23 protein-coding genes are annotated in these 25767 nt (G+C 73.6%); 8 read left to right on the plus strand and 15 right to left on the minus strand.

What is annotated here, in order from left to right:
• Nucleotides 1-44 precede the first annotated feature (44 nt).
• The 3 genes from ACFYXU_RS26600 to ACFYXU_RS26610 all read right to left on the minus strand — a co-directional run bounded on the left by ACFYXU_RS26600 (nucleotide 45) and on the right by ACFYXU_RS26610 (nucleotide 3757).
• A complete protein-coding gene (locus ACFYXU_RS26600; protein ID WP_376513301.1) occupies nucleotides 45-1364 on the minus strand; it encodes an SAV2148 family HEPN domain-containing protein in 1320 nt (439 codons plus the stop codon).
• Between the two features lie 121 nt (nucleotides 1365-1485).
• The gene (locus ACFYXU_RS26605) at nucleotides 1486-2841 is read right to left on the minus strand and encodes a copper amine oxidase (protein ID WP_376513299.1); all 1356 of its coding nucleotides are present in this window, start codon (nucleotides 2839-2841) and stop codon (nucleotides 1486-1488) included.
• Between the two features lie 52 nt (nucleotides 2842-2893).
• Complete coding sequence (locus ACFYXU_RS26610; protein WP_389460276.1) at nucleotides 2894-3757, minus strand: Tat pathway signal sequence domain protein; 864 nt, start codon at nucleotides 3755-3757, stop codon at nucleotides 2894-2896.
• A gap of 138 nt (nucleotides 3758-3895) precedes the next feature.
• On the opposite strand from ACFYXU_RS26610, the gene glgX reads away from it, so the two are divergent.
• Nucleotides 3896-6016: a glycogen debranching protein GlgX gene (glgX, locus tag ACFYXU_RS26615; RefSeq protein WP_329857045.1), complete on the plus strand. Its 2121-nt coding sequence runs from the start codon at nucleotides 3896-3898 to the stop codon at nucleotides 6014-6016.
• On the opposite strand, the gene ACFYXU_RS26620 is transcribed toward glgX, so the two are convergent.
• Nucleotides 5991-7223, minus strand: coding sequence for an MFS transporter (locus ACFYXU_RS26620; protein WP_376513363.1), 1233 nt, complete (start codon nucleotides 7221-7223; stop codon nucleotides 5991-5993). The genes glgX and ACFYXU_RS26620 overlap by 26 nt on opposite strands.
• A gap of 90 nt (nucleotides 7224-7313) precedes the next feature.
• Between ACFYXU_RS26620 and treY the strand changes: the two genes are divergently transcribed.
• A complete protein-coding gene (gene treY / locus ACFYXU_RS26625; protein ID WP_389460278.1) occupies nucleotides 7314-9641 on the plus strand; it encodes a malto-oligosyltrehalose synthase in 2328 nt (775 codons plus the stop codon).
• Nucleotides 9642-9780: 139 nt separating this feature from the next.
• Here treY and ACFYXU_RS26630 read toward each other — a convergent pair whose 3' ends face one another.
• The 3 genes from ACFYXU_RS26630 to ACFYXU_RS26640 form a co-directional block, all read right to left on the minus strand.
• Nucleotides 9781-10269 carry a hypothetical protein gene (locus tag ACFYXU_RS26630; protein ID WP_329857049.1) on the minus strand — a complete coding sequence of 163 codons (489 nt, stop codon included), beginning with the start codon at nucleotides 10267-10269 and terminating at the stop codon, nucleotides 9781-9783.
• A gap of 100 nt (nucleotides 10270-10369) precedes the next feature.
• On the minus strand, nucleotides 10370-11491 hold the full coding sequence (locus ACFYXU_RS26635; protein ID WP_389460280.1) for a cytochrome P450: 1122 nt from the start codon (nucleotides 11489-11491) through the stop codon (nucleotides 10370-10372).
• Between the two features lie 129 nt (nucleotides 11492-11620).
• Entirely contained in the window at nucleotides 11621-12169 is a 549-nt protein-coding gene (locus ACFYXU_RS26640; RefSeq protein ID WP_389460282.1) for an FHA domain-containing protein, read from the minus strand.
• A 282-nt stretch (nucleotides 12170-12451) separates the two neighbouring features.
• Between ACFYXU_RS26640 and ACFYXU_RS26645 the strand changes: the two genes are divergently transcribed.
• Nucleotides 12452-13453: a GNAT family N-acetyltransferase gene (locus ACFYXU_RS26645; protein ID WP_389408550.1), complete on the plus strand. Its 1002-nt coding sequence runs from the start codon at nucleotides 12452-12454 to the stop codon at nucleotides 13451-13453.
• 60 nt (nucleotides 13454-13513) lie between these two features.
• Nucleotides 13514-15265, plus strand: coding sequence for a malto-oligosyltrehalose trehalohydrolase (gene treZ / locus ACFYXU_RS26650; protein WP_389460284.1), 1752 nt, complete (start codon nucleotides 13514-13516; stop codon nucleotides 15263-15265).
• Between the two features lie 19 nt (nucleotides 15266-15284).
• Here treZ and ACFYXU_RS26655 read toward each other — a convergent pair whose 3' ends face one another.
• The 5 genes from ACFYXU_RS26655 to ACFYXU_RS26675 all read right to left on the minus strand — a co-directional run bounded on the left by ACFYXU_RS26655 (nucleotide 15285) and on the right by ACFYXU_RS26675 (nucleotide 19594).
• A complete protein-coding gene (locus tag ACFYXU_RS26655) occupies nucleotides 15285-16427 on the minus strand; it encodes an aminopeptidase P family protein (protein ID WP_389460286.1) in 1143 nt (380 codons plus the stop codon).
• A gap of 91 nt (nucleotides 16428-16518) precedes the next feature.
• The gene (locus tag ACFYXU_RS26660; protein ID WP_329857056.1) at nucleotides 16519-17478 is read right to left on the minus strand and encodes a hypothetical protein; all 960 of its coding nucleotides are present in this window, start codon (nucleotides 17476-17478) and stop codon (nucleotides 16519-16521) included.
• A 166-nt stretch (nucleotides 17479-17644) separates the two neighbouring features.
• The gene (locus ACFYXU_RS26665; protein WP_361402676.1) at nucleotides 17645-18169 is read right to left on the minus strand and encodes a tetratricopeptide repeat protein; all 525 of its coding nucleotides are present in this window, start codon (nucleotides 18167-18169) and stop codon (nucleotides 17645-17647) included.
• A 110-nt stretch (nucleotides 18170-18279) separates the two neighbouring features.
• Nucleotides 18280-18711, minus strand: a complete 432-nt coding sequence (locus tag ACFYXU_RS26670; protein WP_389460289.1) for a hypothetical protein — start codon at nucleotides 18709-18711, stop codon at nucleotides 18280-18282.
• 262 nt (nucleotides 18712-18973) lie between these two features.
• Nucleotides 18974-19594, minus strand: coding sequence for a nucleoside/nucleotide kinase family protein (locus ACFYXU_RS26675; RefSeq protein WP_389460291.1), 621 nt, complete (start codon nucleotides 19592-19594; stop codon nucleotides 18974-18976).
• Between the two features lie 163 nt (nucleotides 19595-19757).
• Here ACFYXU_RS26675 and ACFYXU_RS26680 point away from each other — a divergent pair, with 163 nt between their 5' ends.
• Entirely contained in the window at nucleotides 19758-20165 is a 408-nt protein-coding gene (locus ACFYXU_RS26680; protein WP_361402682.1) for a VOC family protein, read from the plus strand.
• Between the two features lie 240 nt (nucleotides 20166-20405).
• Nucleotides 20406-22406 (plus strand): elongation factor G, encoded by a 2001-nt coding sequence (gene fusA / locus ACFYXU_RS26685; protein WP_389460293.1) that lies wholly within the window; start codon nucleotides 20406-20408, stop codon nucleotides 22404-22406.
• Between the two features lie 48 nt (nucleotides 22407-22454).
• Here the strand turns inward: fusA and ACFYXU_RS26690 are convergent, their stop codons facing one another.
• Together ACFYXU_RS26690 and ACFYXU_RS26695 are read right to left on the minus strand one after the other, a co-directional pair.
• Complete coding sequence (locus ACFYXU_RS26690) at nucleotides 22455-22925, minus strand: hypothetical protein (RefSeq protein ID WP_389460295.1); 471 nt, start codon at nucleotides 22923-22925, stop codon at nucleotides 22455-22457.
• Nucleotides 22926-22975: 50 nt separating this feature from the next.
• Complete coding sequence (locus ACFYXU_RS26695) at nucleotides 22976-23446, minus strand: ATP-binding protein (RefSeq protein WP_376508995.1); 471 nt, start codon at nucleotides 23444-23446, stop codon at nucleotides 22976-22978.
• Between the two features lie 148 nt (nucleotides 23447-23594).
• On the opposite strand from ACFYXU_RS26695, the gene ACFYXU_RS26700 reads away from it, so the two are divergent.
• Entirely contained in the window at nucleotides 23595-24428 is an 834-nt protein-coding gene (locus tag ACFYXU_RS26700) for a helix-turn-helix domain-containing protein (RefSeq protein WP_389460297.1), read from the plus strand.
• Nucleotides 24425-24664, plus strand: coding sequence for a DUF397 domain-containing protein (locus tag ACFYXU_RS26705; RefSeq protein WP_389460299.1), 240 nt, complete (start codon nucleotides 24425-24427; stop codon nucleotides 24662-24664). Before ACFYXU_RS26700 ends, ACFYXU_RS26705 begins: the two co-directional genes overlap by 4 nt.
• Here ACFYXU_RS26705 and ACFYXU_RS26710 read toward each other — a convergent pair.
• Nucleotides 24645-25601: a cupin domain-containing protein gene (locus ACFYXU_RS26710; protein WP_389460301.1), complete on the minus strand. Its 957-nt coding sequence runs from the start codon at nucleotides 25599-25601 to the stop codon at nucleotides 24645-24647. The two genes, ACFYXU_RS26705 and ACFYXU_RS26710, sit on opposite strands and share 20 nt — an antisense overlap.
• Nucleotides 25602-25767 lie beyond the last annotated feature (166 nt).

A 25767-nucleotide genomic window follows, 5' to 3' on the forward strand; every position in this document is an offset into this window, starting at 1 on the left:
TCGCACGCACCACTGACAACGCCCCCGGCTCCCCCGGCGGGAGGTCAGGAGACGGGACGGGAGTCGAGCCAGACGGACTCGAATTCCTCCCTGTATGTCTCGAAAAGTCCGTGATCTCCGTCACGGGACGACTGTCCGTGCCGGACCACGTTCCGCCCGCCGCCGCGCAGCACGAGGACCGGGGCCTCCATGCCCCGGGCACGGCGCAGATAGGACTGCACGACGCCGACCCCGTCCGGCCCGTCGCCGTCGACGAGGTACGCGGTGAAGCGGGGGGTCTCGTCGAAGACGTGGATCTGGAAGGCGCCCGGATCGCGCAGCTTGGAGCGGACCCGGCGCATGTGCAGGATGTTCATCTCGACCGAGCGGCTCAGCTCGCCCTTCTTGAGGCCGAGTTCCCGCTCGCGGCGCTTGACGGCGCTGCTCGCCGGGTTGAGGAAGAGCAGTCGGGTGCGGCAGCCGGACTCGGCGAGCCGGACCATGCGGCGGCCGGAGAAGTTCTGCACCAGCAGATTGAGGCCTATGCCGGTGGCGTCGAGGCGGCGGGCTCCGCCGAAGAGGTCCTCGGCGGGCAGCTGCCGCTGGAGCCGGACCCGGTCGGGGTGGACGGAGACGACGTCCGCGTACCGGTCGCCGACGAGGTCCTCGACCGCGTCGACGGGCAGCCGGTCGGCGGACGGCACCCCGGCCCCGCTGCCGAGGATCTCCAGGATGCGGGCGGAGGCCCGCTCCGACTGGGCCAGGACGGTCAGCGACAGGGCCCGGTTGCGGGAGACCACGTTGCGCGTGACCTCCAGCTCGTCGAGGGCCAGCTCGACCTCGCGCCGGTCGTCGAAGTAGGGCTCGAAGCAGGGCCAGTGCTGGACCATCAGCTCGCGCAGCTGGGGCAGCGTGAGGAAGCTCAGCACGTTGTCGTCGGCCGGGTCGAGCAGGTAGCCCTTGCGCCGGGAGACCTCACGGACGGCGACCGCCCGCTGGACCCACTCCTGGCCGGCCGGCCCGGCCGCGGCCACCACCCACTCCTCGCCGTGCACCGGTTCGTACACGGGCCGCAGGACGGCCGCGACCACGGCCCGCAGCCGCTGCTCGACGAGGTTCAGCCAGATGTAGGCGCGGCCGGCCCGCTGGGCCCGGGTGCGGACCTCGCTCCAGGCCTCGGCGCCCCAGTCGAGCTCGGCCCCGATCTCGACCGGCCGGCCGACGGTGACCGTGCCGGGCGGCACGACCACGCCCGGTGGCAGGACGACTCCCGGCGGCGCGCCCACGCCCGGCGGGGCACCCGCGCCGGGCGCCTCCGCGGGGTCGGCCGGACCCCCCTCGTGACCCGCGTCACCTGGGGGCAGCTCCAGACCTCCCGAGCTCACCCGCGCACCGCCTTCTGCTCCCGGACACCCCTTCCGGCGGACAGGATGACCATGTGACAACGATCAAGGAAGGGTACTCCGCGAGCGGGAGGCGGTGCAGCAGGATCGTCAGGCTGCTTCCTCAACTCCCCAGATCGGGCTGTCCGTTCTGGGAGGCCAGTTCGGCCGGAGTGAGCGGATTCATAGCGGTTACGTCCCTGGGCGCGAGCTGGAAGCCCTGCCAGTGGACGGGCATCGGCTGCTGGTCCTCGTCCCGGGCGATGTGGTGGAACCCGATGTTGACCCACACGGAAGGCTGAGTCAGCGTCTCGCCGTTGACCCACGTGTCCACACTGTCACCGGCGCCCGCCGCGCAGTTGCCGATGTTGTTGCTCGCGAACTTCTCGCAGGCGCGGGCCTGGGTGAAGTACACGTCGTGCTTGGTGAAGCCCCGGCCCGCGTGGGTGTCGGTGTGGCCCGGCACGATCTCGTACGAGCGGGCGTGGCCGTCGGCGTTCTTGCCGGTGCCGCTGACCACCCGCCACCAGCGCATGTTCTTCGCGTCGCCGGCGAGTTCCTTGGTGACGACGGTGCGCTTGGTCTTCACGGTCGGTCCGCCGCCGCCGGCGGGCGGCGCGGTGACGGTGGAGTCGAACTGCTCGATCCGGTCCTTGGTGGAGCCGTCCAGACCGAAGTCGAGCTTCCAGAAGACGTTGTGGGCGTGGCTGGTGGCGTATCCGCGGGCGCCCTTGCCGAGGGGCCAGCCGCGTCCGTCGGTGGCGTTGTAGTCGACGGGCGAGAGGCTGCCGGTGGCACCGACGTTGGCGCCGATGGTGCCGTCGGCGGTGAAGCGCCACTCGGTGATGTACTCGTACCAGCCGACCTTGTTGACGGTGTAGACGAGCAGGTCCTTGGCCTGGGCCTGCCAGACCTTGGAGCCGTTGTCGCTGGCCATGCGGTACGCGTGGCCGCGCGCCCGCGTGGTGGTGCACAGGCCCTTGATGTCGCCCACGTCGGCCACCTTGACGGTGGTGAGGGTGCCGCCGGGGCACTCGGCCGGCTTCAGGTTCTGGAGGCCGTAGCCGAAGCCGGCGCCGGTGAGGTCGTCGTACTCGGCGCCGCCGTCGTCGTAGGGCACGTGGATCTGGGCGAGCCGGGCGCTGGTGAGCACCTTGACGGGGGCGGTGGCGCCGGGCGGCTGGTAGGTGACCCGGTCGAGCGTGAGCCCGGCGTCGGTGTCGTAGCGCCAGCACATGCGCCAGGTGGTGCCGCCGTCGAGCTTCTGCGTGATGCGGTACGCGGCGGAGCAGTCGGGTGTGGTGGGCGCGGCGTGCCCGGGCACGCGCGGCGGGGCGGGCGCGGCGGTGGCGCCGGTCGCGGGTCCGGCGGCGGCCGTGGCGGTGCCGAGCAGGACGGCGGCGGTCAGGACGGCGCCCCGCTTGCGGGTGGATCCGCCGCGGGGGGCGAGCGGGCCGCTCGGGTGGGACAGGCTGGGCATGGAGACGTACTCCCTCGTACGTGTCGTGGGGCTGTGGCGGTCCGGGGCGCGGTCAGCCGACCCGGGTGACGGTCCTCGCGGAGAGGTCGACGATCAGGTTCCGGGTGTCGATCCAGGCTCCGTTGAGGACCTTGGTGACGAGCCGGACGCACCGGTGCTCCCCGCAGCGGGCGAGCTGCGCGGGCACGTGGGCCTCGCGGTAGGTGCGGTAGACGTCGCCGTTGAACCACAGCTGTCCGGTGGACGTGAGCTCCTTGCCGGTGGCGTCCTTGTAGTCCTCCTTGACGCCCTGGCCGAGCGGGCTCGCGAGGATCAGCTCCAGGGCCTCGCGGAGCTCCTCGGGGTGGGCGGAGGGCTGGACCCCGCGCTGCGACCCGGACTTCTCGACCTTGCCGGTGTCCAGGTTGACGGTCCGGGTGACGAGCTCGTCGCGGCCGTAGTCGTAGAGCCGGACCTCGGCGCGCCGCGTCCCGTCGCCCGGCAGCGGGTCGGCGAGCCGGGTGCCGAGGCGCTGCGGGCCCCGGCCGCCGGTGACGTCCTGCTGGGCGGAGGCGGCGGGCGGGGTCAGCGCCAGCGACTCGGCCCGGGCGAGCTCGTCGTCGGTGAGCGGGTCGCTGCCGACGCCCTTCTTCCCCTCGGCCGCGGCCGGGACCACGGTGGCCGGCTGCGGCGCGGGCCCCTGGGCCTGCTCGCCGGGCTGTCCCGGTCCGGTGGCGTCGGCCGCGCCCGCGCCGCCCGCCGCCGCGGACGCCGCGCCGGTCGTTCCCGCGGATCCCCCGGCCCGCGCGGCTCCCGCGGGCGTGTCCGCCCCTGCCTGGCCCGGCAGGGTGATCGCGACGGCGACGGCGGTTCCCGTCACCGCCATGGCCGCTCCGGCCACCACCTTCCCCAGGTGGCGGCGCACTATTTCGTACACACTTCCCCCTCCATCCCCCTCATGTTCTGCGGTCACCCGGTAGGACGGGCCTAAGTCCTAGGTGGTTGCCCGTCTTTCGGGCAGGATCTGGCCGATGAGGACCTAGAGAACCCGGACCGGAGAGGGAGAGTCGTATCCATGCAGGTCTGGCCGGGACAGGCGTACCCCCTGGGCGCCACCTATGACGGAGCGGGAACCAACTTCGCGGTCTTCTCGGAGGCCGCCCAACGCATCGAGCTGTGTCTGCTGAACGACGACGGCTCGGAGACGGCGGTGGAGCTGCGCGAGACCGACGCGTTCGTGCGGCACGCCTATCTGCCGGGCGTGATGCCCGGCCAGCGGTACGGGTTCCGCGTGCACGGCCCGTACGCGCCGGAGCAGGGGCTGCGCTGCAACGCGGCGAAGCTGCTGCTCGACCCGTACGCGCGCGCGGTGTCGGGACAGGTGCGGTGGGGGGAGGCGGTGTACGGGTACCACTTCGGGCGGCCGGACGCGCGCAACGACCTCGACTCCGGCCCGCACACGATGGCCTCGGTCGTGGTCAACCCGTACTTCGACTGGGGCGACGACCGGCGGCCGCGCACCGAGTACCACCACACGGTGATCTACGAGGCGCACGTCAAGGGCCTCACGATGCTGCACCCGGACCTGCCGGAGGAGCTGCGCGGGACCTACGCGGGGCTCGCGCACCCGTCGGTGATCGGTCACCTGAAGGAACTGGGCGTCACCGCACTCGAACTGATGCCCGTCCACCAGTTCGTGAACGACCACCGGCTCGTGGACGCGGGGCTCTCCAACTACTGGGGCTACAACACGGTCGGCTTCTTCGCCCCGCACAACGCCTACGCGTCCTGGGGCGACCGCGGCCAGCAGGTCCTGGAGTTCAAGTCGGCGGTGCGGGCGCTGCACCAGGCGGGCATCGAGGTCATCCTCGACGTGGTCTACAACCACACCGCCGAGGGCAACCACCTGGGCCCCACGCTCTCCATGCGGGGCCTGGACAACCCCTCGTACTACCGGCTCGCGGACGACCCCCGCTACTACATGGACACGACCGGCACCGGGAACTCGCTGCTCATGCGGTCCCCGCACGTGCTCCAGCTGATCATGGACAGCCTGCGGTACTGGGTGACCGAGATGCACGTGGACGGCTTCCGCTTCGACCTGGCGGCCACCCTGGCCCGTCAGTTCCACGAGGTGGACCGGCTGTCCTCGTTCTTCGACCTGGTGCAGCAGGACCCGGTGGTGAGCCAGGTGAAGCTGATCGCCGAGCCGTGGGACGTCGGCGAGGGCGGCTACCAGGTGGGCAACTTCCCGCCGCTGTGGACCGAGTGGAACGGCAAGTACCGGGACTGCGTGCGGGACCTGTGGCGGGGCGAGCCGCGCACCCTGGCCGAGTTCGCCTCGCGGCTGACCGGCTCCTCCGACCTCTACCAGGACGACGGACGGCGCCCGCTCGCCTCGGTCAACTTCGTGACCTGCCACGACGGTTTCACCCTCCGCGACCTCGTCTCGTACAACGACAAGCACAACGAGGCGAACGGCGAGGGCAACCGGGACGGCGAGAGCCACAACCGCTCCTGGAACTGCGGGGCCGAGGGCGAGACCGAGGACGTCGGGATCACCGAGCTGCGCGCCCGCCAGACGCGCAACTTCCTCGCCACACTGATGCTCTCGCAGGGCGTGCCGATGCTGAGCCACGGCGACGAGTTCGGCCGCTCCCAGGGCGGCAACAACAACGCCTACTGCCAGGACAACGAGGTGTCCTGGGTGCGGTGGCCCAAGGAGAACAGCGAGGCCGAGGGCACGCTGCTGCGCTTCACGCGCGCGATGGTGCGGCTGCGCCATGACCATCCCGTCTTCCGCCGCCGCCGCTTCTTCCACGGCCGGCCCGTGGAGGGCACCCACGACGAGCTGACGGACATCGCCTGGTTCACGCCCGAGGGCGAGGAGATGACCTCCCGCGACTGGCAGGCGGCGCACGCCCAGGCGCTGACCGTCTTCCTGAACGGCAACGCCATCTCGGAGCCGGGGACGCAGGGCGAGCGGATCGCCGACGACTCGTTCCTGCTGATGTTCAACGCCTCGTCGGAGGAGCTGGAGTTCGCCGTCCCCGACAGTCACGGGCGGTGCTGGCGGATGGTGGTGGACACCTCGGACCCGGAGGGCATGCCACCGCAGGAGGGCCCGGAGCTCGCGGGCGGGGAGCGGGTGACCCTCGCGCCCCTCAGCCTCACTGTTCTGCGGAGGCCGGCCTGAGCACGCTCTCCGACCGCAGGGGGGCCTTCACCCGCACCGCCCAGGACAGCACCGCGCAGGCCGCGGCCGCCCCCACCGCCACCGCGAAGGCGGCGGGGGCGCCCCGGCCCTCGGCGAGCCGGCCGGAGACGGCCAGGGCGACGGCCTGACCGCCGACGACCCCGCTGGTGAGGAAGGCCATCGACTCGGCGAGCCGGGAGGCGGGCACGGTCCGCTCGGTGAGGCCGAAGACGGTGATCAGGTGCGGGGCGTAGGCGGCGCCGAGGACGACCACGACCGCGTACAGCACGCCCAGGGAGCCGACGAAGAGCAGCGGTACGGAGAGGACGACGAGCGCCGCGGTCGCGACCCGCCAGCGGGTCGCCAGCCCGATGCGGTCCGGCACGGCGGCCATGGACAGGCCGACGGCGGCGCTCATGATCCCCATCGCCGCGTAGACGAGACCGGCCTGGGCGGGCTCGCCGAGCTCCTCCGTGAGGGCGGTGATGCCGGCCTGCGAGGCGCCGAACATGGCGCCCTGGAGGACCATCGCGAAGCGCAGGGCGTACGCGGATCCCGGCAGCCGCGTCCGTTCGGCGGCACTCGTACGGGTGGATGCGCCGGACGCCTCGGGGGTGATCGCCCGGGCCGTCGGGTGGAGGGCGAAGGCCGTCCCGCAGACGGCGAGCAGCACCGCCGCCAGGAGCAGCGCGGCGGCCGGGTGGGCGACGGAGGCGGCGAGGCCGACCAGGGCAGGGCCGAGGACGAAGGAGACCTCGTCGAGGGTGCCCTCGAAGGAGAGCACCGTGCCGACCAGCCGGTCGTCCGCGCCGGAGCGGCGGGCGAGGGCCACGGAGCGGGTCCGGGCGAGCGGCCCGACCTGCGGGACGGTGGCTCCGGCGACCGCGCCGAGCGCCATGAGCAGGCCGGTCGTCGCGTGGCCGAGGGCGGCGAGGACGAGGGCCGTGACGGCGACCGCGTTGGCGAGCGAGGCCGCGAGGACGACGCCCCGCTGGCCGTGCCGGTCCGCGAGGCGCCCGAGGACGGGCCCGGCGACGGTCTGTCCCGCGGCGAGCGCGCCGCCCGTGAGGCCGGCGGTGGCGAGCGATCCGCTCGTCTCGGCGACCAGGAGGAGGCTGCCGAGCTGGCACATCGCGGTGGGCAGCCGGCCGAGGAACGAGACGACCGGCAGGGCCGGGCCGAGCAGGGAGAGCGTGTCGCGGTACATCCGAAGCATCACGCGAACGTAACGCGATGCACTCGGACGGGTGCATGGGCCGATGACACAGAAGCCCTCCAGCGGGGTACGTACGTTCGCATGACGCCCAATCCACCCACGTCGACGTACCGGCTCCAGCTCCAGCCCGACTTCCCCTTCTCGGCCGCCGAGCAAGCCGTGCCGCACCTGGCCGGCCTCGGGATCTCGCACCTGCACCTCTCCCCCGTCCTGGAGGCGGTGCCCGGCTCGACCCACGGCTACGACGTCACCGACCACCGGTCCGTACGGGCCGAGCTGGGCGGCGAGGCGGGGCTGCGGGCCCTGGCGGCGACCGCGCGGACGCACGGCCTCGGGCTCGTCGTGGACCTGGTGCCGAACCACATGGCCGCCTCCCCCCGGCACAACCACGCGCTGCGCGCGGTGCTCCGCGACGGCCCGGACTCGCCGTACGCCCGCTGGTTCGACATCGACTGGCGGGCCGGGGACGGCCGGCTGCTGCTCCCGGTGCTGCCCGCGCGCCTCCCGGAGGTCCGGGACCGGTTCCGGGTCGCGGACGGCGCCCTGCACCTGGACGGCCAGGACTTCCCGCTCCGTCCGGGCACCGAGGACCTGCCGCTCGACGAGCTGCTCGACGCCCAGTGGTACCGGCTGGGCTGGTGGCGGCTGGCCCGCACCGAGCTCGGCTACCGCCGCTTCTTCACCGTCTCGGAGCTGATCGGGGTGCGGGTGGAGGACCCCGAGGTGTTCGCGGCGAGCCACGCGAAGATCGTGGAGCTGGTCGCGGACGGGGTGATCGAGGGGCTGCGCATCGACCACCCGGACGGGCTGGCCGACCCGCAGGGCTATCTGGAGGACCTCGCGGCGGCGACCGGCGGGCGCTGCTGGACGGTCGTGGAGAAGATCCTCACCGGGGCGGAGACGCTGCCCGGGGCCTGGCCGGTCGCGGGCACCACCGGGTACGACGCGCTGCGGCGGCTCGACGGGGTCTTCACCGACCCGGTGGGCGCCCACGAACTGGCCGATGTGTACCGCGAGTTCGTCGGCAGGACCGCGGACCGGGGTGCGCGGTGGGAGGCGACCGAGCGCCGTGCGGCGTACGAGGTGGTCGGCCACGACCTGGCCGCGGAGACCGCCGCGCTGACCCGGATCGCCGGCCGGATCTGCGCCGCGGACCCGGCGCTCCGGGACCACGCCCCCTGGGCGCTGCGCACCGCGGTCCGGGAGCTCCTCGTCCGGGTCCCGGTCTACCGCTCCTACCGGACGGGCGGCGAGGAGGTACTGACCCCCGAGGCGGCGCGGGGCGCGAAGGCGGCGTTCGCGGTGCCGGAGGAGGCGACGGCGGTCGACGTCGTACGGGACCTGGCGCTCGGGGCCCGCGGCGACGGTCCCGATCACCGGGCGTTCCGGGCGCGGTTCGCGCAGACCTCGTCCGCGCTGCGGGCCAAGTCCGTGGAGGACACCGCCTTCTACCGGTACACCCCGCTGCTCTCGGCGAACGAGGTCGGCGGGGACGCGGGGCGCCCGGCGGTGCCGGTGGAAGAGTTCCACGCGTACTGCCTGCGGATCGCCCGGGACTGGCCGGCCACCGGCACGGTCCTGTCCACCCACGACACCAAGCGCAGCGCGGACGTCAGGGCGGCGATCGCGGTGCTCGCGCAGTGCCCCGAGAAGTGGGCGGAGCTCCTGGCGGAGGTCGCCGGGGTGCCCGCGCCCGACCCGCACGTGGCGTGGACGGCCTGGCAGACGGCCTTCGGCTTCGGGACCCCGGACCCGGACCGGCTGGTCCCGGCGATCCTCAAGTCGGTGCGGGAGGCGGGGCTCCGGACCAGCTGGACGGAGCCGGACGCGGAGTACGAGCGGGCGGTGGCCGAGTTCGCGGCGGCCGGGCCCGGCCGGATCCCGCTCCGGACGGCCTCGGAGGCGGCCTTCGCCCTGGAGCCGCACATCCGGGCGCACGCGCTGGGGGCCGCGCTCGCGCAGCTGACGATGCCGGGGGTGCCGGAGCTGTACCAGAACACGGAGCGGGAGTACCGGGCCCTCGTCGACCCGGACAACAGGGCGCCGTTCGCGGTCGGTCCCGAGGACGAGCGGACGGCCCTCGTGCGGGCGGCGCTCGGGCTGCGGCGGGCGCACCCGGAGGCCTTCGGGCCGGGCGGCACCTATGTCCCGCTGACGGCGGAGGGGCCGGCGGCGGGACACTGCCTGGCCTTCGCCCGGTCCGGCCGGGTGATCACGGCCGTCACCCGGCTCTCGCTGCGGCTGGCCCAGGCGGGCGGCTGGCAGGACACGGAGCTGGTGCTGCCCGAGGGTCGCTGGACGGACGCGCTGGACGGCGTACGGGAGTTCACGGGCGGCCCGGCCACGGAGGTGAAACTGGCGGAGCTGTTCGCGGAGCGTCCGGTGGCCCTGCTGGCGCGGATGGAGTGAGGTTCCGCTCGGTGAAGAACGGCGCCCGCGCCGGGGTGACCCGGTGCGGGCGCCGGGTTCGTCCGGCGATCCTCCCGGCGTCCTGCGGCTCGCCTCCGTCCGGCGGCCGGGTGGTGACCCGGCCCCCGGACGGCGGGGGTCAGGAGCGGGACACCCGCGTGACCTCGCAGGTGGTGTACTCGGAGCCGTCGCCGGTTCCGGGGTAGGCGGTGGACAGTTCGGCGCTCTGGGAGGCGCCCGCCGCGACCGCGATCGCGGACTTCGTGGCGGTCGCGGGGGTGGCGGTGCCGCCCGTACCGCCGCTGAACTTCATGGTGACGGTGTAGTCGTAGTCGAGCACGCCGTCGTTCTTGACGGTGATCCGGCCGACCAGGTTCTTCGTCGCCGGGTCGTACGCGCAGTCGTCGATCTTCACGTCGCGGATGGCCTTGTTCGCGCCGCTGGAGCCGCCGGACACGGAGCCGCCGGAGGTGCTGGAACCGCCGTCGTTGTCGCTGTGGTTGCTGCCGCTGCTGTGGCTGCCGCCCGAGCTTCCGCCGCAGCTGCCGCCGTGCGAGCCGCGGGCGCCGGTGAGGGCGACCACCGCGATCCCGAACACAGCGATGGCACGGACATGACGCATCTTCATGTTTGAATCCCCGTTGAAAGTGGTAAAACAGACGCCCGTTGACGAGCGCACGTCACCCTAACAGCGGCCGGGAGGGCCCTCGCGCCTCCCGGATCCGGGCTCAGCCGCCGGGCCGGACGATCAGGCTCCGGGGAGCGCGCGTGATGAGGCCGGTGGCCACGGGGCGGAAACCGTCGGCGAGACGCAGCCGGGGCATCGCCTCGAAGAGGGCGCGCAGGGCGTACTCCGCCTCGAATCCGGCGAGCAGGACCGCCGGGCAGAAACCCGCGCCGTACGTGAGCTGCCCCGGGTCGTCGCGGAACGGGTCGAAGCGGTCCGCCTCCCGGAAGCGCTCCGGGTCACGGCCCGCCGAGCCGACGAGCAGGGCCACGGACGCGCCCGCCGGGACGGCACCGCCGCTCACCGGCACCTCCGCGCTGGTGCGGCGCACGGCGATCTGCACCGGCGGGTCCCGGCGCAGCGACTCGACCCAGGCGCGGGCGACGAGCCCGGCGGGGGCGTCACGGAGGGCCGCGACCTGGTCGGGGTCGTCCAGGACGTTGCCGAGGAAGGAGGCGAGCGCCTTCTCCCGTACGGCGATCTGGCCGCCGCACTCCCCGGCGAGCGCGCCCGCCGCCCGGCCTCGGACGAGCCGCATCATGTCGCGGTAGGGCACTCCGACGGCCGCGGCGACGGTCCCGGCGGGCAGCCAGTGGCAGAAGTCGGCGACCAGGTCGGCCTGGGACCGCTCGGCGATCCGGCGGGCCAGGACGTAGGCGGTGCGTTCGGTGACGGCGCGCAGGGCCTCGATGTCGACGTCGACGTGGGCGCGCGCGCACGGCGGATCGCCGGGCCGGTGCCCGTGCGTGAAGCGCGGGTCGGTGAGGGCGGTGGCGACGTCCGCGTACCGGCTGAGGACCCAGGCCCGCAGCAGCGGGTCGTACGTGAGCGGGAACTGCTCGCGCAGCGTCCGGTGGATCCGGTGCGGGTCCCACGAGGCCCCGGGGTCGAGGGGGCTCGGCGCGACGGTCCGCCCGCCGGGCGGCACGGCGCCCGCCGTGACCGGATCGGCGACGGCCCGCCCCCGGCCCAGGAGGACGGGACCGGGGCTCGCGGCGCCGGGCCGCCCCGCCGTCGATGCCGCGGGCGCCATCGACGGCAGTCTCGTCCAGGGATCCCCGGTCTCCTCCGGCCGCTCGCTCCGTATCTCCCGGTCCGGCTCACGGTTCGGCGCGTCGCTCATCTCGCCCCCTGTCGATCGGCGGTGGGTGGCGCGGCCGGAGATCGTGGCCCGCGTCCGCCCAGCCCATCACCGCGTGAGCCCCACCGCCCGCCGCGTACCGCCGAACGGGTGAAATCCCACGGGTGTCGCTCAGTCGTGCGACAGCCGGAACGACATCTGGCCGAAACCGACCACGTCGCCCGGCCGCACCACCACGGCGCCGGTGACCCGACGCCCGTTGACGGTGGTGCCGTTCGTCGAGCCGAGGTCGCGCAGCACCCACATCCCGCCCTGGAGCGAGAGTTCGGCGTGCAGCCGGGACGCCGTCTCGTGGCTGAGCCGCAGCCCGTTCACCGGGTCGCGGCCGATCCGCAGCGGGTGCGGGCCGGGGCGCGGCAGCAGCAGCTTCGGCAGCCGCTCCGCGCTCCAGGCGCGCCCGACCCGCGCGGTGAACGCCGACATCCGCTCGACCGCGCCGACCACCCGCCGGGTCCAGGTGCCCTCGGTCCGCAGATCGGCGGTGAGGAGGGCGAGTTCGTCGGGGCGGCGGGCCTGGAGCGCGCGCTCCATCCGGAAGAGGAAGGTGTCGTGCGAGAGCCGGCCCTGAGCGGCGCCCTCACGGAGCAGCACCAGCGCGCGGTCCCGCTCGGCGTCCGTCAGCCGAGGGGAGGTCGCCGGGAGCTCGAAAGGGGTCGTCACATCCGCGATTGTCGGCCCGCCGGGCCCGAAGTGTCCAGAAGGGCCCTCGGGCCACCCCCGCCACGGCCACCGGGAAGCCCGACACCACGTCCGGCACGGAGCCCGGCACAGCCACCGGGGAGCCCAGCTGCGTCTGGCACGGCGGCCGCCACGGCGCCCCGCACTGCGCCCGCCACCGCGCCCCGCGCGGGACCCCGCGCGGAAACCCCGTACCCCACGTGGCCTGTTCCTTGTTACGGTCTGCCGTCCTCACACCCGAGCTCCCCAGGGGGGAACCCACACGTGACCTCGTCCTCCGCACCGTCCACCACCGACACCGACACCGACCTCGTCGTCCGCCCGCTCTCCGGGCCCGGGGAACTCGACCTGTTCCTCGGCCTCACCTACTCGCTCGACCACGAACTCGCCGACGACCTCGCCACCGGCCGCCGCGTCCCCGCCTGGATGTGGGTGGCGCTCGACGGCGACCGGCTCCTCGGCCGGCTCGCCTGGTGGACCAACGCGGCGGGCGCCGCACCGCTGGCCCTCGACTTCTTCGACCTCGCCCCGGAGCTCTCCGCCGAGCGGCGCGCCGAGGTCGGTCTGCGGCTCCTGGAGACGGCCACGGCCGCCGTCGTCCCGGCGGGCGCGAAGCGCCCCGAGTTCGGCCGCTTCCTGCCGGCGGACTGGCGGGACGTCCCGGAGACCCGGGCGTCCCTGGAGTCCCTCTTCTCCGTCCTGGAGAAGAGCGGCGCCCGTCCCCTGGTCGAGCGGCTGCGCCTGGAGTGGCGGCCCGGCACCCCCGTGCCGGAGCCGACGGGCCGCCTGGAGTTCCGTCCCGTGCGGGACCGCGAGGACCTCCTCGCGCTGATGACGCCGGTCATGGAGGGCACGCTCGACGGGCACGGCCAGGCCGACCTGGCCTCGGGCCTGTCCCCGCGGGAGGCGGCCGAGCTGCACTACGACGAGGAGCTGGCGCACTTCTCCTCGCCGCGCGAGTGGTGGCGGATCGCCCAGCTGCCGGGGAGCGGCGAGCCGGTCGGCTTCGTCGTGCCCGCGCGGAACAACTACCACCCCATCATCGCGTACCTCGGTGTGCTGCCCGCCCACCGCGGGCACGGATACATCGACGACATCCTGGCCGAGGGGACCCGGATCCTGGCCGCCGCCGACGTGCCCCGGATCCGTGCCGCGACGGACCTGGGGAACGTGCCGATGGCGGCGTCCTTCGCCCGCACGGGCTACGTGACGTTCGAGCGCGCGATCAACTACGTGTGGGACGCGCCGGGCGCGTCGGGTTCCTGACTGCCAGGATGGTCGCGGTAGCCGTGGTGGAGTGACTGGACCGTCGACGAGGGGATTCCCGTGCTCTTCGAGGTGTGGGCGCCGAGCGCCCGTGACCGGGTGACGCTGGAGCTGAACGGCACCGGCCATCCCCTGGACCGGGACGCCGAGCGGGACGGCTGGTGGTCGGGCGTGGTGCCCGCCGAGGACGGCGACCGGTACGGCTTCTCCCTCGACGGCGGGCACGTGCTCCCCGACCCTCGCTCGCGCCGGCTCCCCGACGGACCCGACGGCCTGAGCGCGGTCGTCGACCACTCGGCGTACGCCTGGCGCCACGACTCCCCCCGGCTGCGGCTGCGCGGCGCCGTCCTCTACGAGCTGCACGTCGGCACCTTCACCCCGGAGGGCACGCTCGACGCGGCGGCCGCTCGGCTCGGGGAGCTCGCGGGCCTCGGCATCACCCATGTGGAGCTGATGCCGCTGTGCCCGTTCCCCGGGGTGCGGGGCTGGGGGTACGACGGGGTGGCGCCGTGGGCCGTGCACGAGCCGTACGGCGGTCCCGCGGCGCTGAAGCGGTTCACGGACGCGGCGCACGGGCTCGGCATGGGCGTGGTCCTCGACGTGGTGCACAACCACCTGGGCCCGGACGGGAACCATCTCCCCTCCTTCGGGCCGTACTTCACGGAGACCCACCACACGCCGTGGGGCGCGGCGGTGAACCTGGACGCGCCGGGCTCGGACGAGGTGCGGGCGTACTTCCTGGGGAGCGCGCTCGCCTGGCTGCGGGACTACCGGATCGACGGCCTGCGGCTCGACGCGGTGCACGCCCTGGCAGACACCCGCTCGCTCACGTTCCTGGAGGAGCTCTCGGCGGAGGTCGACGAGCTGGCGAGGGAGCAGGGCCGCCAGCACTTCCTGGTCGCCGAGTCCGACCTCGCCGACCCGCGCACCACCACCCCGCGCTCGCACGGCGGCCTCGGCCTCCACGCCCAGTGGAACGACGACTTCCACCACTCCCTGCACACGGCCCTGACCGGCGAGTCCCAGGGCTACTACGCCGACTTCGCGCGGGCCCCGATGGCGGCGCTCGCCAAGACGCTCACCCGGGTCTTCTTCCACGACGGCACGTACTCCGCCTTCCGGGGCCGCCACCACGGGCGCCCGGTGGACCGCGAGCGCACCCCAGCGCACCGCTTCCTGGGCTACGCGCAGACGCACGACCAGATCGGGAACCGGGCCCTCGGCGACCGCCTCTCGGCCTCCCTCTCCCCCGGGCTCCTCGCCTGCGCGGCGACCCTGGTCCTCACCGGCCCCTCGGTGCCGATGCTGTTCATGGGCGAGGAGTGGGGGGCGGGCACACCGTGGATGTACTTCACCGACCACACCGATCCCGAGCTCGCGGAGGCCGTACGGCGGGGCAGGAAGCGGGAGTTCGCGGCGCACGGCTGGTCCGAGGACGAGGTCCCCGACCCGCAGGAGGCGGCCACCCGTGACCGCTCGGTCCTGGACCGGAGCGAGCGCGAACGGGACCCGCACAAGCGGCTCCTCGCCTGGCACCGCCAGCTCATCGCGCTGCGCCGCACCCTGCCCGACCTGACGGACCCGGACCTGGGGAGCGTCCGGGTCGCCTTCGACGAGGAGGCCCGCTGGCTGGTCTTCCGGCGGGGTGACCTGCGGGTGGGCGTCAATCTGGGCAAGGAACCGGTGGACATCGCCCTCGGGTCCAACGGCCGCGACCGGGTCCTGGCGTCCTGGGAGCCGGTCGACGCCCCGGCGGCGGACGGGGTGCTCCGCCTGCCGGGCGAGTGCGCGGTCGTCCTGTCGGACGGCTGACGGGCGCGGAGCCCGTCGGCTACTCGACGAGGGCCATCGCGTGCGGGGTGTTGTTGAAGCGGCGCCCCGCGCCGTCCTCGGTGGCCGTGACGATGTCCTCGATGCGGACGCCGAAGCGGCCGGGGAGGTAGACGCCGGGTTCGATCGAGAAGCACATGCCGGGGACGATGGGCAGCTCCTCGCCCTCGATCATGTACGGCGGTTCGTGGGTGGTGACGCCGATGCCGTGGCCGGTGCGGTGGATGAAGTACTCGCCGTAGCCGGCGTCCGTGATGACCTTGCGGGCCGCGCGGTCGACCTCCTGGCAGGCGGCGCCGGGGCGCACCGCCTCGAAGCCGGCCTGCTGGGCCTCACGGACCAGGTCGTGGACGCGTCGCTCCTCGTCGGTGGGCTCGCCGACGTGCACGGTGCGGGTGGTGTCGGAGCCGTAGCCGTGCTTGAGGCCGCCGAAGTCGAGGACGACCATGTCGCCGCGCTCGATGACCCGGTCGCCCGCCTCGTGGTGCGGATTGGCGCCGTTGGGGCCGGAGCCGACGACGGTGAAGTCGACCTGGGAGTGCCCGAACTCCATGAGCAGCCGTGCCAGGTCGGCGGCGACCTCGGTCTCCTCGCGGCCCTCGAACCGGACCTTGAGGATCTCGTGGTACGCCTGGTCGGCGGCGGCTCCGGCGGCCGCGATCCGGTCCAGCTCGTGGGCGTCCTTGACGCCGCGGAGCATCGGCAGGGCCTCGGTGAGGGAGACGTACGCGGTGCCGGGGAGGGCCTTCTGCAGGCCGAGGAGGTGCATGGCCCAGGCGTTGTCGCTGACGCCGAAGCGGCCGGCGGCGTCGAGGAGCGGGGCGGTGACGGCGTACGGGTCCTTGCCGTCCTTCCAGTCGCGCAGGGTGAGCGCGGCGGCTCCGGTGGCCTTCTCGGCGTCGGGGGCCTCCAGGGTGGGGACGACGAGGACCGGCTCCTGTCCCGGGGCGAGGACGAGGACGGTGAGGCGCTCGGTGATCGCGGTCGGCTGGTAGCCGGTGAGGTAGACCAGGTCGGGTCCGGGGGCGACGAGCACGCCCGCGAGCCCGGCGTCGGCGGCGGACGCGGCGGCGCGGGCCATCCGGGCCCGGTAGTCGTCCGCGGTGAAGGGCACGACGTCGTCGGTCGCGTGGGTGCTCGACATGGGGGCCTCTCCTCGGCGTCCTCGTCCGGTGCGTCGTACAGCATCCTGCCGGGCGGAGGCGCGGGCCGCGACCGGATCGGAGGCGATCGCGTCAGCGGCGGTCGGGCCCCTGGGCGATGAGGCGCTCCAGCAGGTCGTGGAAGTCGTCGCCGACGACGATCCGCAGGTCGCCGCCCTCCTCGTCGTGCTCGCTGAGCTGGGTGAGGGTGCCGCCGCGCCACCAGAAGACGTACGGGCTGATGGCGCCCGGCACGTCCTCGTAGCCCGCGGCGGCGAAGGAGGCCATCGCGCCGAGGGCCGGGATGATCGAGGTGTCCCGGATGGGGTGGAAGGCCAGCTGGTGCCGGAAGGGGAGGGCGACGAGGGCGCCGTGCTCGCCGAGCGGGAGGCCGGTGACCCGCTGGACGACGCCGTCGAGGTCCAGGACCCGGCTGGCGGTGTAGAAGGAGTCGCCGAGGATGACCTCGAAGCACATGCCGTCGGCGTCTCGGACGGTCTCGTGCTCCTCGACGGGCAGCCCACGCAGATTGCTCAGGGCGCGGTCGCGGAGCTGACGGTGGTCCCCGAGCCGTTCCAGGGCCTCGTCGGTGAGCATCATGACGCTCTCCGGCAGGTCGAGGGCGAGCACCTCGTAGAGCCCGGGGGCGACGGTCCTGGCGTAGCCGAAGGCCGCCGCGTCGATGCCGTCGCCGCTGACGACCCGGGGGTAGAGCTGGGCGCGGATCTGCTCGGGCGGCAGGGTCTCCAGCGCGGAGGGGCCGTCCATGGCGCGGACGACGAGACCGATGTGGCGGTGGATCATGGCGGGCCAGACGCGGGGGCCCCGCCGGTCCTGGTGGCAGACGGCGGCGAGGTTGCCGAGGCCGAAGCGGCGGCCCTTGTCGTCGATGACGTGACCGGCGTAGACGGTGACCTCAAGGCCCAGTTCGGCGAAGGTCTGGCGGACCCGGCCGCGGAAGACCGCGGCCTCGCGCTGGGAGAAGTACGCGAACTCGGGATCCCTCGGTGCGTCGTCGCCGTCCCGCCTGGGTCCTCGTCGCAGCCACCCCACGCCCGTCCGCCTTCCGTCGCCGTTGCGCACAGGGTAGCGAGTGCGGGTGTCGGCTCTTGAGCCGTCGGGTGAACTCGGCCACCGGGCCGCACGGTTCGCGTCCCGCTCCGGACGGCCCCGCCCGGTGGCGGCGACGTCCGTCCGGAGGAGGTGCGGGTCCACCGGGTCAGGACCCGAAGGGGGTCTTCAGCAGGTCCTTGGCGTAGTACGCGAGGGAACGGTTGTAGCGGGGCAGCAGGGGGGCGAGGGCGCCGAGTGCGAGGGAGGCGGCTTCGCGGTCGCGGCCGGTGTCGGCGAGGGCGAGCGCGAGGAAGGCGTCGACGGCGCCGGCCAGGGCCCGCTCGTCGGCGTCGAGCCGGTCGGCGGGGATGTCCCGCTCGGCGGTGAGAAGGTCGACGCTGCGGTCGGGGCGGCCGAGGTTGCGCAGGCTGCTGGCGAGCTGGATGACGGCGCGGCGGCGGCGCAGTCCGGTGAGGCCCAGGTCCAGGGCCCGCTGGTAGTGGGCGACGGCCTCCTCGGGCAGGCCGGTGGAGTCGTGGGCGGCGCCCTGCTCGAAGACGGCGGCGGGGTCGTCGGCGGGCCGCTCGGCGGCGAGGGCGGCGACCTGGGCACGGAAGTCGGCGGGCTCGTGGTCGTCGAGCCGCTCCCAGAGCGCGGCGACGCGGGTGTCCCAGTCGTGAGCGTTCGTCATGCGGTCACCCTAGCCAAGCCGGTATCGGCGTCCGTGAGGGAGGAAGCGGCCATCATCGTCGGACGTGGACGAGGGGCGCGGCATGATCAACCTCGTCGTCCTGGTGCGGGTCAGCGGACGACGGGTTTCGGTCGTTCCAGTCGCAGCGATGCCTCAAAAGGCAGCGACTGTGTCGAGGTGTGCTGCCCGGACCTGTACGTGAAGGTGGCACCGGTGATGTTGTCGGTGACGTTCCCCGTGATCTCCACCCTGACCACGTAGTAGACGTCCGATTCGGTCCCGGGCTCTACCGGTATCGCTCGGGTCGCGTGATTCTCCAGCGCGTCGAAGTCCGGCATGCCGGGCGATCCGACCCGGGAGATGAGCGCGACCCCCTCGGTGTCGTTCCTGTCGTACGCGCCGTACCCGAGGATCCTGATCCCGTCGGGTACGTGGTCCACTTCCGCCGCCGTCACCTGGATCTCCCCTGGCGAGGTGTTGTACATCAGCGGCAGAGCGATGTTCCATTTCTGGCCGACCCCGGCGAGGTCGCTTCCGATCACGCCCGAGGACTGCATTCCATCTCCGAGTGCGTCACCCGAGGCCCCCTGGGCGCTCGTGCAGGCGAGGAGGGAGCAGAGCAGAAGGGCAAGGACGCCCCCACGAGAGGAACAGGCCCGGGTTCCCCGAGACGCGGTCATTCTGCCCCCAGATCTCGAGTTGGCGCCGGAAGATCGCGATCGTAGGCACTCGCCCGTGGCACATGACGGAGTCGCATCCCCAGTTCGTCACCTTCCCCCGGGGCCCCGCTCTCCCCTGCCCCCCTCAGTCCGCCCTCACCACCAGGTCCGCGCGGTCCCGGCCAAGGGCCACCAGCCGGGCGTTTCGTTCATCCGAGGTGTGGACCCAGTGTTCCGCGTGGGTGCGGTCCTTGCCGTAGTGGATGTGGCGGGCGATCAGGCGCGGGACGCGGACGGTCGTGGCCAGGTCCAGGTACCAGGCCTCGTCGAGGAGGGGCCGGACGTCCGCCCAGGCGTCCTCGTCGTGCAGCAGGTAGTTCCCCTCGGTGATCACGAGCGGGACCTCGGGCGGGACGGGGATCGACCCGGCGACCGGCTCCTCCAGGGCGCGGTCGAACGCGGGGGCGTACACGGTGGTCCCGGCGGTGCGGAGTCGGGCGAGGAGCGCGGTGTACCCGGCCGCGTCGAAGGTGTCCGGCGCCCCCTTGCGCCCGGCGCGTCCGAGCCGCTCCAGTTCCGCCCGCGCGAGGTGGAAGCCGTCCATCGGGACCAGGACGGCCGCCCCGTCGAGCCGGTCCACCAGGCGCCCGGCCAGCGTGGACTTCCCGGCCCCCGGCGCCCCCGCGATCCCGAGGATCCGCCGCTCCCCCGCCCCGGCCAGACCCCGCGCCCGGGCGACGAGCCGATCGAACTCCCGCACGTCCATGCCGGGGATTCTCGCACCGGCACGGCTCCCCGTCCCTGGGGGCGTCCCTCCCCCACCCCTCTTCCGGACCCTCGTTCGTCCCCGTCCCCCGCAAGGGTCGCCCCTGTCACGACGCGGGTCGACGCGGGTCGAATCCACCGCTTCCTCGCATTACGTTGGAGTAATGCCGTCCATCGCACTCGTCACCCTCGTCGTCCGTGACTACGACGAGGCCATCGCCTTCTACACCGACGCCCTCGGTTTCGACCTCGTCGAGGACACCGACCGGGGCGACGGAAGCCGCTGGGTCGTCGTCCGCCCGCGCGGCGCCGCCGGCGTCGGCGGAATCGGGAACGCCGGGCTGCTCCTGGCCCGCGCCAAGAACGAGGAGCAGGAGGCCTCCGTCGGCCACCAGACCGGCGGCCGGGTCGGCTTCTTCCTGCACACCGAGGACTTCGCCCGCGACCACGAGCGCATGTCCGCGGCCGGCGTGAAGTTCCTGGAGGAGCCCCGTCACGAGCCCTACGGCTCGGTCGCCGTCTTCGAGGACCTCTACGGCAACCGCTGGGACCTCCTCCAGCCCGCCGAATAATTCGCTGTCGCCCGCGCGGCGGCGCTCCCTACACTCGCGGCACGGCGCACCGACCGGTGCGTCGCCGCGAGAGTGCCGACCGAGGAGAGCCGACCGTGCGTACGCGCCGCTTCGACGTGATCCTCGCCTCTCGCTCCGGCCGACGGCGGCTGCGCGCCCTCCGTCGCCGACCCGTGGTGTGACCGCACCACCCCGGGAATCGCGCTGCCCGTTCTCCACGCAGCAGCGAAAGGCACCACCATGCGCGTCCGCAATCTCGGCATCCTCGCCCACGTCGACGCCGGCAAGACCACCGTCACCGAACGCTTCCTCTACCTCACCGGCGCCACCCACAAGCGCGGCGAGGTCCACGACGGCACCACCGTCACCGACTTCGACCCGCAGGAGCGGGACCGGGGCATCACGATCTTCGCCGCGGCCGTCAGCTGCGACTGGGCGGGCCACCGCGTCAACCTGATCGACACCCCCGGTCACGTCGACTTCTCCGACGAGGTCGAGCGCTCGCTGCGCGTCCTCGACGGCGCCGTCGCCGTCTTCGACGCCGTCGCGGGCGTCGAGCCGCAGAGCGAGACGGTGTGGCGCCAGGCCGACCGCCACGGCGTCCCCCGGATCGCGTTCGTCAACAAGCTCGACCGCGCCGGCGCCGACCTCGACACGGCCGTCGCCTCGATCCGGGACCGCCTCGGCACCGTCCCGCTCGCCGTCCAGCTCCCCGTCGGCCGCGAGAACGGCTTCACCGGCGTCGTGGACCTGGTCGCCATGCGGGCGTACGTGTGGGCCGACGGCGCCGACACGTACACCGAGCGGCCGGTCCCCGAGGACCTCCGCGACGAGGCCCGGCACCGCCGCCGACGCCTGGAGGAGACGGTCGCCGAGCTGCACCCCGGCGCCCTGGAGGAGTTCTGCGGCGAGGACGCGCTGTCCGGGGAGACCCTGGCGTCCGCCCTCCGCGACCTCACCCTCTCCGGCGACGCCGTCGTCGTGCTCTGCGGCTCCGCCTACCGCAACCGGGGCATCGAGCCGCTGCTCGACGCCGTCGTCGCGTACCTCCCGGCCCCGTCGGACATGCCGCCGGTGCGCGGCGAGGTCCCGGCGGACCCGACGGCGCCGTTCACCGCGCTCGCCTTCAAGGTGAACGCGACCGCCACCGGCCGCTTGACCTACCTCCGCGTCTACGCGGGCACCCTCAGGAAGGGGGACACCGTGCTCGACACCACCGCCGGCCGCGCCGAACGGATCTCCCGCATCCTGCGCGTCCAGGCCGACCGGGCGACGGAGGCGGACGAGGCGCGCGCCGGTGACATCGTCGCCGTCGTCGGGCCGAAGGCCGCCCGCGCCGGGGCGACCCTGTGCGCCCCCGACGCCCCGGTCGTCCTCGAACCGCCGACGACCGCCGACCCGGTGGTCTCGGTGGCGCTGGAGGCCCGCCGGAGCACGGACACGGGACGTCTCGCGACGGCCCTCGCCCGGCTCTCCGAGGAGGACCCCTCGCTCGTCGTGCGGTCCGACCCGGAGACGGGCCAGACCGTCCTGTCCGGGCTCGGCGAGCTGCACCTGGAGGTCGCCGTGGAGAAGCTGCGGCGCGACCGGGGCCTGGAGGTCACGGTCGGCCGTCCGCGGGTCGCGTACCGGGAGACGGTGTCGAAGGGCGTCTCGGGCCTGCTCCACCGGCACGTCAAGCAGGACGGCGGCGCGGGCCAGTTCGCCCATGTGGTCATCGACGTCGAACCGGCGCCGGACGGCGAGGAGTTCCTCTTCGCCTCCACCGTCACGGGCGGCCGCGTCCCGCAGGAGTACGTCCGCGCGGTCGAGGCCGGCTGCCGGGACGCCCTCGTCGAGGGCCCCCTCGGCGGCCACCCGGTGACGGGCGTCCGGGTCACGCTCACGGACGGCGCCACGCATCCGAAGGACTCCTCGGAGATGGCGTTCCGCACGGCGGGCCGCTTCGCCCTGCGCGAGGCGCTCCGCGCGAGCGTGATGACCCTGCTCGAACCGGTGGCCGAGGTGACGGTCACCGTCCCCGCCGAGTCCGTCGGCGCGGTCCTCGGCGACCTCGCGGCCCGCCGGGGCCGGGTCACGGACCAGGCGACCCGCTCCGGTACGGCGGTGGTCGGGGCGACGGTCCCGCTGGCCGAACTCTTCGGCTACGCGAACCGCCTCCGCGGCCGCACCCAGGGCCGGGGCACCTTCACCACCCGTCCGGCGGGGTACGCCCCGGCGGCGGCCGGTCAGGCCGGCTGACGGAAGGGGTGGCCGGGCCGTGGAGCTTCCCACGGCCCGGCCACCCGCTCAGACCGCGCCCGCCGGAGCGGGGGCGTCCACCGCGCGCCGCTGCCGCACCAGGCGGATCACCGACCACACGGACGTCAGCAGGAAGAGCACGGCCCCGGCGCCGAACATCACGGTGGCCACGGCCGGCCCGCCGCCGCCGACGTCGTCCTGGGAGGCGACCGTCTGCGGATCGCCCTCCCGGTAGCGGACGGTCAGCGGCTCACCGGCCGTGTCATCCCCGTGGCTGCTCCCCACCGGAAGGTTCGCCACCACGGTCCGCCCGTCGGCCACGAACCTGACCTCGCATCCCCCCAGGAAGCATCCCGAACCGGCGGCGACGAGCGTCGCCTCGGCCCGCACCCCCTCCCGGAGGGAGCGCAGATGCTGGGCCGCCGGGCGCATCACGAGGCCCGCGAGCGCCGCCAGCAGCAGCGTGGTCACCAGCGAGAACACGACCGCCGCACGCGGCCCCAGGACTGCCCTGTCCACCTTCATTTCGGTGTCCAAGTCCCCCACCCCCTTGGGTTGTCGTCTCCTGATCAAGGTACTCCCGCGGTCCGCCGGGACCGAGGACCGGGGCCGAGGTCGAGCTCGGCCCGGACGGTCTTCCCGACCGGTACGCGATCCAGCACGGCCCAGCGCGAGGCCAGCGCCTCGACGAGGACCAGGCCCCGGCCGCCCTCGTCCAGAAGCCCCGGGGCGACGGCGGCCGGGCGCCGCTCGCCCCGGGTGTCGGAGACGTCGATCCGGAGCAGCGCCCCGGGCGTGTACGCGAGCGTCAGCTCGAAGTCCCGCCCGGGCACCCGGCCGTGGGTGACGGCGTTGGCGGCCAGCTCGGCGACCAGGAGCCCGGCGGCGTCGGAGGTCTCGGAGCCGTACGGGATCCGCCAGCGGTCGAGTTGATGGAGGGCGAGCCGACGGGCGAGGCGCGCGCCGCGCGGGGTCGAGCTGAAGCGCTGGGTGAACACACGTACGGTGACGTCGGGTTCGTGGGTCGCGGGGGAGGTCATGGGGCCAATGTGGCGACGCGCCCGGGGAGTTGCCAGCTCAGGAACCCGTACGCTGCGCAGCGTACGGGTTCACGCTCTGGACTGTACCGGTGACTATCAGTGAACCTGGACGGGTTCTGCGCGAGCACACGGGTACGGAGGTGGCGGGGTGACGGACGAGGTTCCGAAGGGGAGCGAACCGGAGACGTCGGAGAGCCTGAGGGCTTTCGGGGAAGTGGTCAAGGTCTTCCGCAGAAGGGCGGTCCTGACGCAGGAACAGTTCGCCCCGAGGGTGGGCTACTCGGTACCGACGGTCGCCTCGATCGAACAGGGGCGCCGACTGCCGTCGAAGGAGTTCGTGGAGCGGGCGGAGGAGGTGCTCGACGCGTTCGGCGCGCTCAAGGCGGCGGCGAAGCACCTGACCCGCAAGGCGGGCCTGGCGAAGTGGTTCGAGGGCTGGGCGGAGCTGGAGCCGCTGGCGGTGACGCTGTACACGTACGAGAACCGGCTGGTGCCGGGCCTGCTCCAGACGTCCGCGTACGCCAGGACGCTGTTCGAGGAACAGATCCCGGCGATGGGCGACGACAAGATCGAGTCGAACCTGGTCCGGAGGATGGAGCGGGCGCGGATCCTGACGGAGCGCGTGGAGACCATCTTCAGCTTCATCATCGAGGAGGCCGCGCTGCGCCGCAGGGTGGCCGCGCCGGAAGCCATGCGTGAGCAGATCGATCACATTCTGTCCGTAGGCGGGCGACGCAACATCGACATCCAGGTCATGCCACAGTCGCGCGGGTATCACGCAGGCCTCGGAGGTCCCTTGTGTCTCCTGGAGACCGAGGAGAACACCTGGTACGCGTACAGCGAAGGTCAGGGCACTGGCCAGCTCATCTCCGATCCAAAAGCCGTCAGCATCCTCCAGCAGCGTTATGCCAGGATGCGGGCACAGGCTCTGTCCCCTGAGGAGTCCGTGAGCCTGCTGCGGGAGATCCGAGGAGCACTATGAGCACCATTGAACTGGCCTGGTTCAAGAGCAGCTACAGCGGCGGAAGCGGCGACAACTGCGTCGAGATCGCCCTCTCCTGGCACAAGTCCAGCTACAGCAGCGGCGACGGTGACAACTGCGTCGAGGTCGCCGCCTGCCCCTCCACCGTCCACGTCCGCGACTCCAAGCGCCCCACCGGACCCCAGCTCGCCCTCTCCCCCGCCACCTGGACGGAGTTCATCGGCCGGCTGGGCTGACGGCCGGGGCCCTGTGGCCGCTGGGCCTCGTCCCGTACACGCGTTTGAAGGCCACGCTCAGCCCGAACGCGGTCCGGTAGCCGACCTGTCGGGCGACCGCGTCCACCGTGGCGTCGGTACGGGCCAGCAGGTCGGCGGCCAGGGCGAGGCGCCAGCCGGTGAGGTACGTCATCGGCGGTTCGCCCACGAGGTCGCCGAAGCGGCGGGCGAGGGTCGCCCGGGAGACGCCGGTCGCCTCGGCGAGGGTCGTGACCGTCCACGGGCGGGCCGGCCGGTCGTGGATCAGGCGCAGGGCGCGGCCCGCGACCGGGTCGCCGAGGGCGCGGTACCAGGCGGGCGGGTCCGCCTCGGGGCGGGCGAACCACTCGCGGAGCGTGGACAGGAGCAGGAGGTCCAGGAGGCGGTCGAGGACGGCCTGCTGGCCGGGGTCGTCGCGGCTGATCTCGCTGTCGGTGAGTTCCAGGATGGGCCTCGCCCTGCCCTCCTGGGGGACGACGAGGACGCGGGGCAGGACGTCGAGGAGGCGTGCGGAGACGCGGCCGTCGACCTGGTAGCTGCCGGTGAGCAGGACAGTGGTGCCACCGGGGGCGTTGGCGCAGGTGCGGAGGCCGAGGAGGACGTCCTCGCTGACGTCCTCGCCGTTCGCGGTCGTGCAGTGCCCGGGGTGGATGACGTAGAAGGGCGCCGTCGAGACGCTCGGGTCGTCGGTGACGGAGAACGGCGTCTTCCCCGTCACCACGGCCACGTCGCCCGGACCGAGGGCGACCGGCTCGGCGTCGCCGCCCGGGACGATCCAGCCGGAGCCCCGGAGCGGGGTGACGACCGCGAGGGGCGTCCCGTCAGCGAAGGCGACCGACCAGGGCGGGGCGAGGATGTTCCTGCTGAACAGGGCTCCCTCGGAACGGACTTCGTACAAGAGGCTCGCGAGCGGGTCCACGGCCCGAGTCTAGGCGGGCCGGCCGATCAGGCCGGATCGGCGACGGTCCGGCGACGGTCCGGCGACGGCCCCGCGTCACCCGCGACACGGCCTGCTGATGCGGCACTCGCGATGCCCCGAAGACCGCTCGCGGCCCCTCGGACACACGTTTCCAGCGTGTGGGTGA

The sequence above is a fragment of the Streptomyces sp. NPDC002232 genome, assembly GCF_042890295.1.
In the GTDB taxonomy this organism is placed as follows: Bacteria; Actinomycetota; Actinomycetes; order Streptomycetales; family Streptomycetaceae; genus Streptomyces.

What these genes read in the sequence shown, in the direction of transcription:
- ACFYXU_RS26635 (WP_389460280.1), bottom strand. Translation starts at nt 11,491, where the DNA reads ATGAGCGACGCGCCGAACCGTGAGCCGGACCGGGAGATACGGAGCGAG.
- ACFYXU_RS26655 (WP_389460286.1), bottom strand. Translation starts at nt 16,427, where the DNA reads ATGTCGAGCACCCACGCGACCGACGACGTCGTGCCCTTCACCGCGGAC.
- glgX (WP_329857045.1), top strand. Translation starts at nt 3,896, where the DNA reads ATGCAGGTCTGGCCGGGACAGGCGTACCCCCTGGGCGCCACCTATGAC.
- ACFYXU_RS26705 (WP_389460299.1), top strand. Translation starts at nt 24,425, where the DNA reads ATGAGCACCATTGAACTGGCCTGGTTCAAGAGCAGCTACAGCGGCGGA.
- ACFYXU_RS26695 (WP_376508995.1), bottom strand. Translation starts at nt 23,446, where the DNA reads ATGACCTCCCCCGCGACCCACGAACCCGACGTCACCGTACGTGTGTTC.
- ACFYXU_RS26605 (WP_376513299.1), bottom strand. Translation starts at nt 2,841, where the DNA reads ATGCCCAGCCTGTCCCACCCGAGCGGCCCGCTCGCCCCCCGCGGCGGA.
- ACFYXU_RS26665 (WP_361402676.1), bottom strand. Translation starts at nt 18,169, where the DNA reads ATGACGAACGCTCACGACTGGGACACCCGCGTCGCCGCGCTCTGGGAG.
- fusA (WP_389460293.1), top strand. Translation starts at nt 20,406, where the DNA reads ATGCGCGTCCGCAATCTCGGCATCCTCGCCCACGTCGACGCCGGCAAG.
- ACFYXU_RS26675 (WP_389460291.1), bottom strand. Translation starts at nt 19,594, where the DNA reads ATGGACGTGCGGGAGTTCGATCGGCTCGTCGCCCGGGCGCGGGGTCTG.
- ACFYXU_RS26620 (WP_376513363.1), bottom strand. Translation starts at nt 7,223, where the DNA reads ATGTACCGCGACACGCTCTCCCTGCTCGGCCCGGCCCTGCCGGTCGTC.
- ACFYXU_RS26630 (WP_329857049.1), bottom strand. Translation starts at nt 10,269, where the DNA reads ATGAAGATGCGTCATGTCCGTGCCATCGCTGTGTTCGGGATCGCGGTG.
- treY (WP_389460278.1), top strand. Translation starts at nt 7,314, where the DNA reads ATGACGCCCAATCCACCCACGTCGACGTACCGGCTCCAGCTCCAGCCC.
- ACFYXU_RS26680 (WP_361402682.1), top strand. Translation starts at nt 19,758, where the DNA reads ATGCCGTCCATCGCACTCGTCACCCTCGTCGTCCGTGACTACGACGAG.